General features: G+C 32.6%; 11 protein-coding genes and 1 pseudogene. 7 read left to right on the top strand and 5 right to left on the bottom strand.

The features are described 5' to 3' along the window. Positions 1–237 (bottom strand): hypothetical protein (locus QZZ53_RS14020; protein ID WP_296385792.1); only part of this gene is annotated, 237 nt, incomplete at its 3' end. 1 nt (position 238) lies between these two features. Next, on the bottom strand, positions 239–1,315 hold the full coding sequence (locus tag QZZ53_RS14025) for a YHYH protein (protein ID WP_296385793.1): 1,077 nt from the start codon (positions 1,313–1,315) through the stop codon (positions 239–241). A gap of 100 nt (positions 1,316–1,415) precedes the next feature. Here QZZ53_RS14025 and QZZ53_RS14030 point away from each other — a divergent pair, with 100 nt between their 5' ends. The 3 genes from QZZ53_RS14030 (at position 1,416) to purL (ending at position 8,320) form a co-directional block, all read left to right on the top strand. After that, entirely contained in the window at positions 1,416–2,627 is a 1,212-nt protein-coding gene (locus QZZ53_RS14030; RefSeq protein ID WP_296385795.1) for an RsmB/NOP family class I SAM-dependent RNA methyltransferase, read from the top strand. A gap of 27 nt (positions 2,628–2,654) precedes the next feature. Next, the gene (locus tag QZZ53_RS14035; protein ID WP_296385797.1) at positions 2,655–4,445 is read left to right on the top strand and encodes an endonuclease; all 1,791 of its coding nucleotides are present in this window, start codon (positions 2,655–2,657) and stop codon (positions 4,443–4,445) included. A 170-nt stretch (positions 4,446–4,615) separates the two neighbouring features. Then, the gene (purL, locus tag QZZ53_RS14040) at positions 4,616–8,320 is read left to right on the top strand and encodes a phosphoribosylformylglycinamidine synthase (protein ID WP_296385799.1); all 3,705 of its coding nucleotides are present in this window, start codon (positions 4,616–4,618) and stop codon (positions 8,318–8,320) included. Between the two features lie 63 nt (positions 8,321–8,383). Here the strand turns inward: purL and QZZ53_RS14045 are convergent, their stop codons facing one another. The 3 genes from QZZ53_RS14045 to pflB are packed head-to-tail and all read right to left on the bottom strand — an operon-like array spanning position 8,384 to position 12,733. Beyond that, complete coding sequence (locus QZZ53_RS14045) at positions 8,384–9,640, bottom strand: OFA family MFS transporter (protein WP_296385801.1); 1,257 nt, start codon at positions 9,638–9,640, stop codon at positions 8,384–8,386. A 38-nt stretch (positions 9,641–9,678) separates the two neighbouring features. Continuing rightward, positions 9,679–10,479 (bottom strand): pyruvate formate-lyase-activating protein, encoded by an 801-nt coding sequence (gene pflA, locus QZZ53_RS14050; protein ID WP_365940715.1) that lies wholly within the window; start codon positions 10,477–10,479, stop codon positions 9,679–9,681. 28 nt (positions 10,480–10,507) lie between these two features. Next, positions 10,508–12,733: a formate C-acetyltransferase gene (gene pflB, locus QZZ53_RS14055; protein WP_296385803.1), complete on the bottom strand. Its 2,226-nt coding sequence runs from the start codon at positions 12,731–12,733 to the stop codon at positions 10,508–10,510. 287 nt (positions 12,734–13,020) lie between these two features. Between pflB and QZZ53_RS14060 the strand changes: the two genes are divergently transcribed. From QZZ53_RS14060 to QZZ53_RS14075, 4 genes and pseudogenes are all read left to right on the top strand, one after another. Continuing rightward, a complete protein-coding gene (locus QZZ53_RS14060; RefSeq protein ID WP_296385805.1) occupies positions 13,021–13,455 on the top strand; it encodes a DUF6597 domain-containing transcriptional factor in 435 nt (144 codons plus the stop codon). A gap of 8 nt (positions 13,456–13,463) precedes the next feature. Then, positions 13,464–13,823 (top strand): helix-turn-helix domain-containing protein, encoded by a 360-nt coding sequence (locus QZZ53_RS14065; protein ID WP_296385807.1) that lies wholly within the window; start codon positions 13,464–13,466, stop codon positions 13,821–13,823. A 299-nt stretch (positions 13,824–14,122) separates the two neighbouring features. After that, positions 14,123–15,895 (top strand): AMP-dependent synthetase/ligase, encoded by a 1,773-nt coding sequence (locus tag QZZ53_RS14070; protein WP_296385811.1) that lies wholly within the window; start codon positions 14,123–14,125, stop codon positions 15,893–15,895. Positions 15,896–16,035: 140 nt separating this feature from the next. After that, positions 16,036–16,227, top strand: a pseudogene (locus tag QZZ53_RS14075) (MarR family transcriptional regulator); the annotation flags it as partial.

A 16,227-nucleotide genomic window follows, 5' to 3' on the forward strand; every position in this document is an offset into this window, starting at 1 on the left:
AAAATTATCATTAATATATTTAAAAAAAGTATTTTCAAAATCCTTTTGATTTTTTGAGCTTTCCAACTCTGGAAATATGTCTAACATCGCATTTCTAATACTCCATGGGAATTCTGCTTCTATTTCAACAAATTCTCCATTTTGTCTAATCTTGAAAAAGGATTTATTTGCATCATGCGCAAATCCGTTAGTAACGAATAAACATATAATAACTATAACAAAAAGAATTCGTTTCATATTACATTCCTACTCTAAAATCTTGTGAAGGTGTCCCTTTAAAGAACCTTGGGATACTAGGAAACTCATCTGTAATGACATAATAAAAAGTACCTGAAGGATATTCTGGAGTGATTCCTATTCTCCCATTTGCTTCATCTAAAGAACCTAAACCAGAAACATATTCGTAATCATTAGAATAGACTCCGTCATAAGTTCCACAAGGAGCAGTAACTCCATCTCCTCCTCTTGCTCCAGATTTTAATTGATAACTAGAAGACATTGCTACAACAGAAGAATTATTATCTGTTGCATCAGAATATGCATATTTATAATATATAGGAAATCCATCTGCTGCATAACCAATTAAAGTCATCGTATCTGTTGGTGCATTCAATGCTTCTAAAAATAATATAGGCGAACCATGATAGTGATATTTACCTGTTGGTTGTACATGCGCATTGTTGCAGTCTAAACCTAAATTAACATTTAAGGCCTCTAAATTCCATTCCCAATTCACATTCGGATTCATCATTCCTTCATGTGGAAATGGCTCTGCAGCTACAGGATCTAATTCTACTCCATTTAATAAAACTCCAAATGAATATTGTGGTCCTGCATTTGGTCCTATTCCAGTTGTTGACAACAATGCAGTTAGAGAAGCTGATTCCATCGGATTCATTGTAATTGTATAGGTTTCATTTTGCTCTGAAATAGCATTAGGATTTAATGATCCAGATCCCATACCAAATCTACCAACCATGTGCTCTGGAATACTGTTAGAAGTAATTATTCTGTTGTTTCCTAAAATTGTTTGGTTATATGAATTAGCAAATGCTAATGTTTCGTTACATGCACCTCTCGAGCTATCTAAAACTTGATCCGATTCACAATCAGAATCATCAGTATCTGAATTATTTGAGACATAACCACTTGGTTGTTCACAAGCTTCTATACTAACATCTGGATTTCCTAAGTTATCGCTATCAAAATCTTGATACCAAGTTGTTTCTGTACATGAATCATCTTCACTACTTGAGCAAGCAATAAAGCAATTAGCTAAAATTAAAATAAAAACAGCAACTAGAAAGTTCTTCATATAATTGGTTTTTCTTTTAGACTAAAAAAACTATCAAGGGTTTAATTGATAAAAATATAAATGTTTTCCCGTACCTTTGCACGCTATAATTTTTTTTGAAATGCGACTACATAGAAACTTATGCTTTGCAGTAATTGATGGACTACACCTCATTTTTAATGAAGGGCAGTATGCAGATAAAGTGATTCAACAATTATTAAAACGCGATAAGCGTTGGGGAAGTCGCGACAGAGGTTTTGTGGCAGAAACTGTTTATAGCATTGTACGTTACCAGAGACTCTATGCAGAAATAGCCAACGTAAAAACTCCTTATGACAGAGATGATCTTTGGAGACTATTTGCCGTATGGGCAACACTTAAAGGTATTAAATTACCAGATTGGAAATACTTTACAGATACGCCTTCTCGAAAAATAAAAGGGCGTTTTGATGAGCTTTCAAAAATTAGAAAATTCAAAGAATCTATTCCAGATTGGATTGATGAATTAGGAGTAAAAGAATTAGGCGAAGCAGAATGGACAAAAGAAATGGCCAAGCAAAATGAGCAGGCAGATGTAGTTCTTAGAGTCAATACGCTTAAAACAACTAAAAAAGATTTACAACTTAAATTACAATCTGAAGATATTGAAACTGAATTTTTGCCAAATCATCCTTCAGCCTTAAAATTAGTTGAACGTGCTAATGTATTTAGAACCGAAGCATTTAAAAATGGTTGGTTCGAAGTACAAGATGCATCATCTCAATTAGTTGCCGATTATTTAGATGTAAAACCAGGCATGAAAGTTGTAGATGTATGTGCAGGTGCAGGTGGAAAAACCTTGCATTTGGCTTCGCTTATGGAAAATAAAGGTCAAATCATAGCTATGGATATTTACGAAAGTAAATTGAAAAAACTTAAGCTTAGAGCACGCAGAAATGGTGCGCACAATATTGAGATGAAGGTTATTGATTCTACCAAACCAATTAAAAAACTACATGGCAAAGCAGATCGCTTATTAATTGATGCTCCTTGTTCTGGACTAGGTGTTTTAAGAAGAAATCCTGATGCCAAATGGAAATTACAACCTGAGTTTATAGAGAGTATAAAACAAACTCAATTAGAAGTTTTAGAACAATACTCTAAAATGGTAAAATCTGGAGGAAAAATGGTTTATGCAACTTGTTCTGTATTACCATCTGAAAACCAAAAACAAGTAGAAAAATTCTTAACTTCTGAAGCAGGAAAAGAATTTACTTTTGTAAAAGACAAAAAAGTGTTAGCCTACAAATCTGGTTTTGATGGCTTTTACATGGCACTTTTAGAGAAAAAATAACCCAAATCATTTTCAAAAAAATTATATATGAAGAACTTATACTTTTTAATATTAGCATTTATTACCACATCTATTGGTTTTGCTCAAATCCCTTCAAACTATTACGATAGTGCAAATGGATTAACGGGTTACACTTTAAAGACACAATTAAAAAATATTATTTCCAATGGTCATAGCGACCAAGGCTATGGATCTTTATACAGTGGTTATGTAACAACGCATTCAGATAATATAGCAGAAACTGGTTACGAAAATGACAATACAGTATTGTTATTTTATACAGAAAACCCTAATGGAACAGATCCTTATGTATTTAATCATGGTTCTAACCAATGTGGAAATTATAATGCTGAAGGAGTATGCCATAATCGCGAACATTTAATTCCTCAATCTTCTTTTAATAGTCAATCTCCAATGCAAAGTGACATACACCATGTTATACCAAGTGATGGATTTGCTAATGGACAAAGAGGTAGTTTACCTTTTGGTACTGTAGGATCTACAAACTGGACATCTCAAAATGGATCCAAGCGTGGTAATAGTAATGTGGCAGGATATTCTGGAACCGTATTCGAGCCTATTGATGAGTTTAAAGGCGACATTGCAAGAGCTATACTTTATTTCGTTACACGCTATGAAAACACAGTAGATGGATATACGAGTTTTGTAATGTTTAACGGCACAGAAAATCAAGCTTTAGAAAGCTGGGCAATAGACATGTTATTAGATTGGCATTATAATGTAGATCCAGTAGATCAGAGAGAGATTGATAGAAACGATGCTGCTTATAATTATCAAGGAAATGCTAATCCATATGTAGATCACCCAGAATACGCAAACTTAATTTGGAATCCGACACCAGATACAGAAGCACCTTCTAACCCAACAAACTTAGTTGCATCTAACCCAACAGATAATAGTATAGATTTAACATGGACAGCTTCTACTGATAATATTGGTGTTGCTTCATATGATATTTACGTTGATGGCGATAATGATTTCAGCACCTCAAATACATCTTTTACAGTTACTGGTTTAACTGCAGATACAGGCTATTGTTTTACTATAAAAGCGAAAGATGCAGCAGGTAACGAATCTGGTTTCAGCAATCAAGATTGTGAAATGACAACAGATAATGGATCTGGTGGCTCAGATTGTGCTGCTGAAACATTTGAACTTATTCCTACTAATTCGGGTTCTTATTTAGAACGAACTTGGACTGGAGATAACGGTTTAATGTGGACAGCTACAGATGCAAGAACAGATCGAACCCTTACAGGAAGAGCAATCACATTAAGAAACGGGGTATTAACACTTCCAACTACATCTGGAGGTATTGGTACTTTAACCTTAAAAACGCAACGTGAATTTGGAGGATCTAGTGGGACATTTAATGTAAATGTTAATGGGAATTTGGTTGGTACAATTAATTATGATGATACAGTACAAACCATTACAATTCCAAATATTAATGTAGAAAACAACGTTTCTGTTGTCATTGATGGTAATAGTACAGGAAGTAACAGAGTTAAATTCGATGATCTTTCATATACTTGCTACTCTGCATTAAGTGCTGAAGAATTTGATATAGCTAATGTAAAACTTTACCCAAATCCTGTAAAAAATAATCTAACTATCGATTTAAAATCTGATTTAGATACAAACATAGAAATCTATGATATTCTTGGAAAAAAAGTTTTTCAAAGTACATTGAACAAGACTAGTACAATAAATCTTCAGGCTTTAAAAACTGGCATTTATATTGTTAAAATCACTCAAGATAATGCTACAATAAGTAAAAAGCTTATTAAACAATAAACACAATATTTTTAGTATTGAAAAGCAGCTATAATAGCTGCTTTTTTTGTTTAAAACTTGTTGAATACTTCATTATTTGCGTACTAAATTGTAATAGTAATTTTCTAAAATCGATTAACTTTGTATTTTTAATTTTTACTCGAATTTTTCACACCAAACACAACACATAAATGATTCACTTCTTTGGAAACCAAAACAGCAAAGTTTTTGCCGTTCAAGCCACAAAAGAATTATCAACTGAAACCATCTCAAAATTGAAATGGTTATTTGGCAACCAACCAAAAATAGAACAAGCATCGATAGATGCTTTTTTTGTTGGCCCAAGAGCTGCCATGATAACTCCTTGGAGTACTAATGCTGTTGAGATTACTCAGAATATGGGAATCTCTGATATTATAAGAATTGAGGAGTTCATCGCTTCAACAGAAGATTTCAAGGATTACGACCCTATGATTTCTGAGAAATTCAAAAGGTTAAGTCAAGAGATATTTACCATAAATATAGAACCTGAAGCGATTCAAAATATTGAAGACATTTCAACTTATAACCAACAAGAGGGTCTTTCCCTTAGTGATGAAGAAGTTAACTATCTTGAAGGTATTGCTAAAAAGATTGGACGACCATTAACAGACTCAGAAGTGTTTGGTTTTTCGCAAGTCAACTCTGAGCATTGTCGTCATAAAATATTCAATGGTACATTTGTAATTGATGGCGAAGAAAAAGAAATATCGTTATTCAAACTTATAAAAGAAACATCGAAACAGCATCCAAATGATATTGTTTCTGCATACAAAGACAACGTTGCCTTCATAAAAGGACCTGTTGTAGAACAATTTGCACCAAATCGTGCTGATATACCAGATTATTATACCACAAAAGATTTCGAATCTGTAATTTCTATAAAAGCAGAAACCCATAATTTCCCAACAACAGTTGAGCCTTTTAATGGCGCTGCAACAGGTTCTGGTGGTGAAATCAGAGACAGACTAGCTGGCGGAAAAGGATCTTTACCATTAGCTGGTACTGCAGTTTATATGACATCTTACTCTAGACTAAACGAAGAACGACCTTGGGAAAAAGCGTTTCCAGAACGTAAATGGTTGTATCAAACTCCAATGGATATTTTAATTAAAGCCAGTAATGGAACTTCAGATTTTGGTAACAAGTTTGGACAACCTTTAATCTGTGGTTCGGTTTTAACTTTTGAGCACAACGAGAATAATGACCTTACTTTCAATGCTGTAGAAGGATCTAATCCTCGAAAATTAGGCTACGATAAAGTGATAATGCAAGCTGGAGGCATTGGCTATGGAAAAGCTGATCAGGCATTAAAAGACATTCCTCAAGAAGGTGATAAAATTGTGATTCTTGGTGGTGATAATTATCGTATTGGTATGGGAGGAGCAGCTGTTTCTTCAGCTGACACTGGTGCTTTTGATTCTGGAATCGAGTTAAATGCTGTACAGCGCTCTAATCCAGAAATGCAAAAACGTGCAGCAAATGCTGTTAGAGGCATGGTAGAAAGCGATGAGAATTTTATTGTTTCAATTCACGATCATGGAGCTGGTGGACATTTAAATTGTTTATCTGAATTAGTTGAAGATACTGGTGGACATATTGATTTAGATAAATTACCAGTTGGTGATCCGACGCTATCATCAAAAGAGATTATTGGAAATGAATCTCAAGAACGAATGGGATTAGTTATTGCAGATAAACATCTAGATATTTTACATAAAATAGCAGACAGAGAACGTTCACCAATTTATGATGTTGGAGAGGTTACAGGAAAGCATCGCTTTACGTTTGAATCTAAAACCAAAGGTGATAAGCCTATGGATTTGGCATTAGAAGATATGTTTGGCAGTTCGCCAAAAACGATAATGAACGATGTTACTGTAGAAAAACAGTATTCTGGCATTTCTTATGACACAGATAATTTTTATGATTATTTAGATAAAGTTTTACAACTTGAAGCTGTAGCTTGTAAAGATTGGCTAACAAACAAGGTGGATCGCTGTGTTGGTGGAAAAGTCGCCAAGCAACAATGTGTTGGCACATTACAACTACCATTGAATAATGTTGGTGTTATGGCTCTCGACTTTAAAGGCAAAGAAGGGATTGCAACGTCTATTGGTCATTCTCCTATTTCAGGATTAATTAATCCTGAAGCTGGAAGTAGAAATTCAATCACTGAAGCTTTAACTAATATTATTTGGGCACCACTTAAAGATGGATTAAAAAGTATTTCACTCTCTGCAAACTGGATGTGGCCTTGTAAAAATGAAGGTGAAGATACACGTTTATACGAAGCCGTAAAAGCAATTTCAGAGTTTTCAATTGACTTAGGAGTCAATGTTCCTACAGGAAAGGATTCATTGTCTATGAAGCAAAAATATCCTGATGGTGATGTTATTTCTCCTGGCACAGTAATCATTTCAGCAGCTGCAAACTGTAATGATATCACTAAGGTTGTTGAACCTGTATTTCAAAAAAATAAAGGAGCAATTTATTATATCAATATCTCTCAAGATTCTTATGAATTAGGAGGTAGCTCTTTCGCGCAGATTAATAATAAAATTGGGAATACAACACCAAATGTAAAAAGTGCGGACTATGTTAAAACCGTCTTCAATACTATTCAGCAATTAATAAAAGATAATCAAATTGTTGCTGGCCATGATGTAGCTTCTGGTGGATTAATTACAACCTTATTAGAACTATGTTTCGCCGACAATAACTTAGGAGCCGAATTAGATATTACAAGTATTGGTGAAAAAGATGCATTTAAAGTATTGTTTGCTGAAAATGCTGGTATTGTTATTCAATCTAAAGATGATTCTATTGAATCTGAATTAACCAATGCTAATGTAGACTTCCATAAACTAGGTGAAGTTACAGAAAGTGATGTTTTAGGTATTATAAATGGAAACCAAGTTTATACAATGACAGTTTCTAGATTAAGAGATATGTGGTACAAAACTTCTCTTCTACTTGACCGTAAACAAACAGCTAATAACTTAGCAGATGCACGTTTTGACAACTATAAAAACCAGCCATTAGAATATACATTCCCAAATCATTTCACAGGAAAACTTCCTGAGACAAATACTAATCAACCACGTCCTAAAGCAGCAATCTTAAGAGAAAAAGGGAGTAACTCAGAACGAGAAATGGCAAATGCTATGTATTTAGCTGGTTTTGATGTTAAAGACGTTCACATGACCGATTTAATTTCTGGTCGTGAAACTTTAGAAGGTATTCAGTTTTTAGGAGCTGTTGGTGGTTTCTCAAATAGTGATGTTTTAGGCTCTGCCAAAGGTTGGGCTGGTGCCATTAAATACAATGACAAAGCCAATAAAGTTATTAGTGATTTCTTTAAACGTAAAGACACGCTTTCTGTAGGTATATGTAACGGCTGTCAATTATGGATGGAATTAGACCTCGTTAATCCAGAACACGAGATTCATGGAAAAATGCTTCATAATGATTCTCATAAACACGAAAGTGGGTTTACTTCTGTGAAAATTCAAGAAAATAATTCAGTAATGCTTTCTTCATTAGAAGGTTCTACTTTAGGTGTATGGATTTCTCATGGCGAAGGTAAATTTAACTTACCATATTCTGAGGATAAATATAATATTGTAGCTAAATATAGTTACGAAGGTTATCCGCACAATCCGAATGGTTCGGACTTCAACACAGCTATGCTTTGTGATAAAACTGGCCGACATTTAGTAACTATGCCACATATTGAACGTTCAACTTTTCAATGGAATTGGGCAAATTATCCTGAAGATAGAAACGACGACGTATCACCATGGTTAGAGGCTTTTGTTAATGCGAAGACATGGATTGAATCTAATAAACAATAATATAGTAAACAAAAAGCTCTTTCAATTTATGAAAGAGCTTTTTTATAATTAATCTTTTGAAGTTTAAGCAATCTCCAATTCTTTATCCATTTTTTTATAAGCCTTGGTCACCAAACGCTTCATTAATATTGATACAATAAAAGCAATTACAAATAAACCTGCAAAAACACTTAGCGTTTTGTCTAAGGATCCTGTGGTGTTTTTAACAACATCATAAATTGTAGGACCAACTACACCTGCTAAAGCCCAAGCTGTTAATATCATTCCGTGAATAGCTCCTAATTGTTTTGTGCCAAATAAATCACCTAAAAAAGCTGGCAAAGTTGCAAAACCTCCACCATACATTGTAATCACTGTAAACAATACAATTAAAAATGTTAATTCTACACCTATTTTTGGTAAGAAATAAAATGCTAATATTTGAAAAGCAAAGAATACAATATAGGTATTAGCTCTTCCTAAATAATCTGAAAGACTAGACCATAAGATTCTGCCTAAACCATTAAAAACACCAATTAAACCAACTATTGCTGCAGCTTCCATTGGTGTATAATTCAATTTTTCTTGCATCATTGGACTAGCTGCGGATATAATTGCTATACCACAAGCAATATTTATAAACATCATAATCCATATATAGTAAAAACGAGAGGTTTTTAATGACGCATTTGCATCAATATTAGAAATATCAGCTTTTATAGTTTTACCTTCTCCTAGTCTAAAGCCCTCTGGCAAATAGCCTTCTGGTGGTTTTTCAATATATCTGGCAGAAGCTAATATTAGTGCCATATAAATTAGCCCTAAAATATAAAAAGCATTAGACACACCTACAGCGTCAAAAAGCGATTGCATAACAGGTCCGAATATTAGAGCTGCAAAACCAAATCCCATAATAGCCATTCCTGTTGCTAAACCACGTCTGTCTGGAAACCATTTTACTAAAGTACTTACTGGAGTAATATAACCTATACCTAATCCAATACCTCCAATAACTCCATAACAAAGATAGAATAGCCATAAAGACTCCAATTGAACTGCTAACCCTGAACCTATAATACCAATACCATAAAATATACCAGCTGTAGTACCACTTATCTTTGGCCCAACTTTTTCTACCCATTTACCTAAAAACGCTGCTGATAAACCTAATAACAAAATAGCGATTTTAAATGCCCATTTAATAACACTACCATCAACATCAAAAATATCTTTTACAGGGTTTGTCATTACTGAATATGCATACACAGATCCAATTGAAATATGAATTCCAACTGCCGAAGCAGCTATTAACCATCGATTTTTTAGTTTTTGTGTTTGCATAATATTTATTCTTTGAGTACCAATTGAGGTAACTCTTTTTAATTAATTTTCACTTCTTTAAAGTAATTCTTCAATATATTCGAAGCTATTTGTAATTCTTGTTCAGTATTTTCTCGAGCTCCTTTAAGTTGATAATCCCAACCCAATGCTTCCCATTTATGAATACCTAATTTATGATAAGGCTGAATTTCAATTTTTTCGATAGTCTTATAGCCTTTGAAATGCTTACCTAGAGCATGTAATAATTCTGGATCATCTGTAATTTCAGGAATTAAAACATAACGTAACCACATTTTTTTTCCTGAGGCTTCTCTATGTTTTGCAAGATTAAAGGCTATTTCTTTGTTATGTCGTCCAGTTAAAGCTACATAACCCTCTTCCGTCATGTGCTTTATATCTAACATGATTAAATCTGCATAATCATCTAATAACTCTTTTGAAAAATGATTTAATATTCTACCATTAGTATCAATGTTAGTATGAATACCTTCTTCTTTTAATCTTTTAAAAAAGAAAATTAATGCCTTAGACTGTAATAAAGGCTCACCACCAGAAACAGTAACACCACCTTTTTTCCCGAAGTAAGACTTCATTTTAAAAGCCATTTGCACCAATTCTTCTATATGGTATTCTTTACCACCTGAAGTTTCAATAGAATCTGGGTTATGACAATACAAGCATTTTAATTTACAACCTTGTAAGAACACAATTAATCGTATTCCTGGACCATCTTGTGTTCCAAAAGATTCTATGGAGTGTACTCTTAATATGTTTTCGGCTGTTTTAATTGGTTTAAGTTTAATTAAGCATCTAAATAAAGAGTGTTTCTGTTTCTTTATTTAGATGCTTGTCAAAATATTAAAAAAACTACATAGATTCGTGAAAAGAACGTGTAATAACTTCTAATTGCTGTTCTTTTGTTAATCTAACAAAGTTTACAGCGTAACCAGATACACGAATGGTTAATTGCGGATATTCTTCTGGATGTTCCATAGCATCTAATAAGGTTTCTTTATTTAATACATTAACATTAACATGTTGTGCATTTCTTGAAAAATAACCATCTAAAATAGTTCCCAAGTTTTCTATTTGTTCGGTTTTATTAGCACCTAAAGATTTTGGTACGATTGAGAACGTATTTGAAATACCATCTTGAGAATCTTGATAATCTATTTTAGCTACCGAATTCAATGATGCTATAGCGCCATTAGAATCACGTCCATGCATTGGATTAGCACCTGGTGCAAAAGGAACTCCTTTAGCTCTACCATCTGGTGTTGCTCCAGTTTTTTTACCATAAGACACATTTGATGTAATAGTTAGTACAGACAAGGTTGGCTTTGCATTTTTATAAACAGACAATTGCTTTAATTCGTTGTTAAAATCAGCAACCGTATTTGCAGCTAATATATCAACTCTATCATCATCATTGCCATAGCAAGGAAATTCTCCTTCAATTTTAAAATCAACCGTTAAACCATCTTCATCTCTAATTGGATTTACTTTAGCATATTTAATAGCTGAGAGTGAATCTGCTACTATTGATAAACCTGCAATACCATAAGCAATATCAATTGTTGGATTGGTATCTATTAAAGCCATTTGTGCTTTTTCGTAATAGTATTTATCATGCATGTAGTGAATTATGTTCATAGAATCATTATAAACGCGTGCTACTGCTTTCATTGCTATTTTAAAGTTAGCCATTACTTTATCGTAATCTAAATACTCACAATCACAAGTTTCAATGCCGTCAACCATTTGCACACCAGTTTCTTCACAACGACCACCATTAATAGCCAATAATAAAGTCTTAGCTAAGTTTGTACGTGCACCAAAGAATTGAATAGACTTACCTAACTCTTGGTAAGATACACAACATGCAATTCCGTAATCATCAGAACCTCTACTTTTTCTCATTAAAGCATCGTTCTCAAACTGAATTGAAGACGTATCAATAGCAACTTTCGCACAATAATCCTTAAAACTTTGCGGTAAATCTTCAGACCAAAGAATGGTCATATTTGGTTCAGGTGAAGGTCCTAAATTATAAAGCGTGTTTAAGAAACGGAATGATGTTTTAGTAACTTTAGTTCTACCATCTTCAAACATACCTCCAATTGCTTCAGTTACCCAAGTAGGATCACCAGCAAATATTTCGTCGTAAGCTCCCATTCTTAAATGACGAACCATTCGTAACTTCATTACGAATTGATCTATGTATTCTTGAGCTTCTTCTTCTGAAATTATGCCCTCTTGTAAATCATTCTCGATATAAATATCTAGGAACGTAGAAACATTACCTAAAGACATAGCTGCACCATCTTGTTCTTTTACAGCGGCTAAATAAGCCATATAAGTCCATTGTACAGCCTCCTGAGCATTTTCTGCTGGTCGTCTTAAATCTAAATTATATTTAGCACCCAAGACTATCATTTCTTTCAATGATTTTATTTGCTCTGAAACTTCTTCACGTAAACGAATAATAGCCTCAGTCATTGGACCTGTTATATTCTCTAAATCTTCCTTTTTAGATTCTATTAAAAAGTCAATTCCGTAAAGTGCAATACGACGATAATCACCAATAATTCTACCTCTTGCATAATTATCTGGCAAGCCAGTTAAAAATCCTAAAGAACGGAATTTTTTAATCTCAGTAGTATAAGCATCAAAAACACCATCATTGTGTGTTTTAACATATTTTGAAAATAACTCAGTTATAGCTTTATTAGGTTTTACACCTTGTTCAGATAATGCTTTTTGGACCACTTTAAAACCACCAAAAGGTTTCATGGTTCTTTTTAATAATTCGTCAGTTTGCAAACCAACTATTACTTCGTTGGTTTTATCAATATAACCAGCATTAAAAGCACTAACCGTAGAAATGGTTTCGATATCTACACAACGTACACCATTATTCTGTCTTTCTTCTTGAGTCGCAGCTTTACAAACATCCCATAATTTCAGGGTTTTAGTACTAGGACCAACTAAAAATTCGTGTGCTCCATAGTAAGGTGTAATGTTATTTATAACAAAATTTCTTACGTTGACTTTTTCAGTCCAAATTCCGTTTTTAAATTGTTTTACTTCCATTATTATATCTTATTAATATTTTGTAAATTTTATCCTGTACTTTGAATAATCAAAGGTAAAAACAACAGATAATTATAAACCTGACATATATCATTAAATGGCTTAAAACAAGCTTTATAAAGTGTGTTTTTTTAACGAAAACGTTTGAAATAAAAGTGTTTATTAAAATTAGACTTTGTGTAGGTTAAATAGATACCAAAATAAAAAATAGCGTCTAAAAATTTTACACAATAAAACTAGATTAATTAGGTTATTTGATTACTTTACTTAAAATTAATTAGTTAGAGATGAATCTTGAATATTTTGATAATCAAAAAGTATTACATTTAGTTGAAGAATACTTTCAACTTTCATTTTATAAAGAAGATATCCCTTTTACATCTACAATTTTACCTATTGGTTTAACGCATTTGTTTTATATAGGAACTGGCACACAGAAAGTAGTTGTTGAAAACGTTGAAATGCCATTAAATGGTCTAATGGTAACAGGTCAACATTATAGGTCGTATAAGTTTTTTGCAAATTCTATTACATCGTCAATAGGTATCAGTCTACATCCAACAGCACTTCATAAATTGTTGAACATTGATATATCAAAATTAGAAAACAGACATGTTCCATTAATACAAGTAAATGAAGCTTATCATAATAAATTACTACCCATATTTGAAGGTTCAAAAAACTCTAACGAGTTAATAATTAAGTTAAATTCTTTTTTTTAAACGCATCATTGAATACTGATAAAAACACCGAACAAATTGATCTTGTAATTTCCCTTATCAAAGAAAAAGACGGTTTACTAAATGTATTAGATCTAATAGACAACATCTCAATTTCACAAAAGACTTTAGAGACACATTTTAAACGAATTGTAGGCTTAACACCTGGTAAATATATTCGCTTATATCGCTTTTTAAAACTAATGAGAAAGTATGAGAGTAATGAAATTGAGTTAAAAGATTTAATATATATGTATAACTATTATGATCATTCTCATTTTACAAAAGATTTTAAACACTTTATGAAACAATCTCCTAAAGATTATTTTAAAACAGAACATGTTTTTTTAAAAGAATATTTAAATAAATAAAAACTACGATTATTTACACTAATTAGTGATTTAAAGTGTCTAATTTTAGCCACATACTTTTTATAGTAATTTATATAATTTAGTTAGGGTTTATTATATGAATTTTGTTAGTACAAAGGGTAAAAGTATATCATACAAAAGAGGCTTTTTTTTAAGCCTCTTTTTTGTTTTTAAGAATTATTTTTTAATTATTAAAAACATTTACTACTCAAAGTATCTGACACTTTACAATTCATTCATATATATAGTTTTAATTTTCTTATTTTCGTAGAAACCCTTTTTTAATTTTTGGTTAGACTATCACAGAGATAACACGCCTTTTTAATTTTACATATTACCAATTAGAAAACAAGCCAAATGATTCTGCTTTGGTTACTAAATATAACGGGAAATGGGAGGCCATGTCCACTAAAGAATATTTAGATAAAGCTAATGCGGTTAGTAGAGCTTTATTAAAATTAGGTATTCAAAAGAATGATAAAATCGCAATAATATCTTCTACAAATAGAACTGAATGGAATATCATGGATATTGGTATTCTTCAAACTGGTGCTCAAAATATCCCTATATATCCAACTATTTGTGCGGAAGATTATGAATATGTACTAAACCATAGTGAATCGATTTACTGCTTTGTATCAGATGAAGAGGTTTTAGAAAAAGTAAAAAAGGTACAAGCCAATACAGCTGTAAAAGAAGTTTATTCTTTTGATCATATTGAAGGTTGCAAACACTATTCTGAATTATTTGAACTCGGAAAAGACCAAAGTAATCAACCGGAAGTTGAGGCAAGAAAAAATGCAGTAAAGCCTAATGATTTAGCAACAATAATCTACACATCTGGTACAACAGGAAGACCAAAAGGTGTAATGCTATCTCATTGGAATATTACTAGTAATGTATTAGATAGTTCTTCTAGAGTTCCGTTAACCAAAGGTGAAACTAGAATCTTAAGCTTCTTACCAATTTGTCATGTTTTCGAGCGTGTCTTAATATATGTATATCAACACGCTGGCACATCAATTTATTATGCTGAAGGCATTGATAAGATTGGAGAAAATGCTAAAGAGATAAAACCCAACCTAATGAGTGTTGTACCTCGATTACTTGAAAAAGTATTTGATAAAATAATGCTTAAAGGCGAAGAATTATCTGGCATTAAAAAAGGGCTTTTCTTTTGGGCTGTTCGATTAGGCGAAAAATGGGAGCCATATGGAGCAAACGGATCTTGGTATGAGTTTAAACTCAAAATAGCCAATAAACTTATTTTTAGCAAATGGAGAGAAGCATTAGGCGGAGAATTAGGAACTATGGTCTCAGGCAGCGCAGCTTTGCAACCACGTTTAACGCGTATTTTTTGTGCAGCAGGCATGAAAGTTATGGAAGGCTATGGGCTTACTGAAACATCTCCTGTAGTTACTGTCGGAATGTATAAAGACAACATGTTTAAACCAGGAACTGTTGGTAAACCAATCGATAATGTAGAAATAAAAATTGCAGAAGATGATGAAATCTTAATAAAAGGACCAAATGTAATGCTGGGCTATTATAAAGATCCAGAGAAAACAGCGAGTGTTATGTCTGGTGATTATTTTCACACTGGTGATAAAGGTATGATTGATCAAGATGGCTTTTTAAAAATCACTGGTCGTAAAAAAGAAATGTTTAAAACCTCTGGAGGAAAATATGTAATACCACCACTTTTAGAGAATGACATGAAGCAATCGCTTTTCATTGAACAAATTATGGTAGTTGGAGAAGGTGAAAAAATGCCTGCAGCTATAGTACAACCAAATTTTGAATTTATTAGAGATTGGATAGAGCATAAAGGGCACGCAATAGGTACTTCAGAAACAGAAATTGCAAATTCCGATGTTGTTATTAAACGTATTCAAAAAGAAATTGATAAGTACAATAAAAACTTTGGTAAATGGGAACAGATTAAACGTTTTGAACTGACACCTGAAGTATGGTCTATTGAAGATGGACATCTTACTCCTACTATGAAAATGAAACGAAAGATTATTCGTGAAAAATATGATGCGCTTTATGAAAAAATCTATAGACCATAGAAGTCATCAATTATTATAAAAAGGAGAGTCAAAAAAAATGACTCTCCTTTTTTTTTGCAATCAATGGAAGTTCTAATTATTCATTAATTTATTATGCATGCATAGTATTTTTTATTACCTTTGATTTCCAACAAAATTAAATGAAAGACAAAACCATCGATTATGTACTGAGAACCACATGGTTAGCGGTTAATAAAATGTATAACGAAGAAGCTTCGAAATTCGACAGCACCATGGCTACTGGCTTTGCATTGTTAAGTATTGATCCAGAAAACGGTACACCTTCTACCTCTCTTGGTCCAAAAATGGGTATGGAAGCAACAAGTTTATCA

The organism is Winogradskyella sp. (genome assembly GCF_016744625.1).
Lineage (GTDB): Bacteria > Bacteroidota > Bacteroidia > Flavobacteriales > Flavobacteriaceae > Winogradskyella.

Bases quoted from the DNA above. Each gene is read 5' to 3' on its own strand.
- QZZ53_RS14025 (WP_296385793.1), bottom strand. From the start codon at position 1,315: ATGAAGAACTTTCTAGTTGCTGTTTTTATTTTAATTTTAGCTAATTGC.
- QZZ53_RS14030 (WP_296385795.1), top strand. From the start codon at position 1,416: ATGCGACTACATAGAAACTTATGCTTTGCAGTAATTGATGGACTACAC.
- QZZ53_RS14035 (WP_296385797.1), top strand. From the start codon at position 2,655: ATGAAGAACTTATACTTTTTAATATTAGCATTTATTACCACATCTATT.
- purL (WP_296385799.1), top strand. From the start codon at position 4,616: ATGATTCACTTCTTTGGAAACCAAAACAGCAAAGTTTTTGCCGTTCAA.
- QZZ53_RS14045 (WP_296385801.1), bottom strand. From the start codon at position 9,640: ATGCAAACACAAAAACTAAAAAATCGATGGTTAATAGCTGCTTCGGCA.
- pflB (WP_296385803.1), bottom strand. From the start codon at position 12,733: ATGGAAGTAAAACAATTTAAAAACGGAATTTGGACTGAAAAAGTCAAC.
- QZZ53_RS14060 (WP_296385805.1), top strand. From the start codon at position 13,021: ATGAATCTTGAATATTTTGATAATCAAAAAGTATTACATTTAGTTGAA.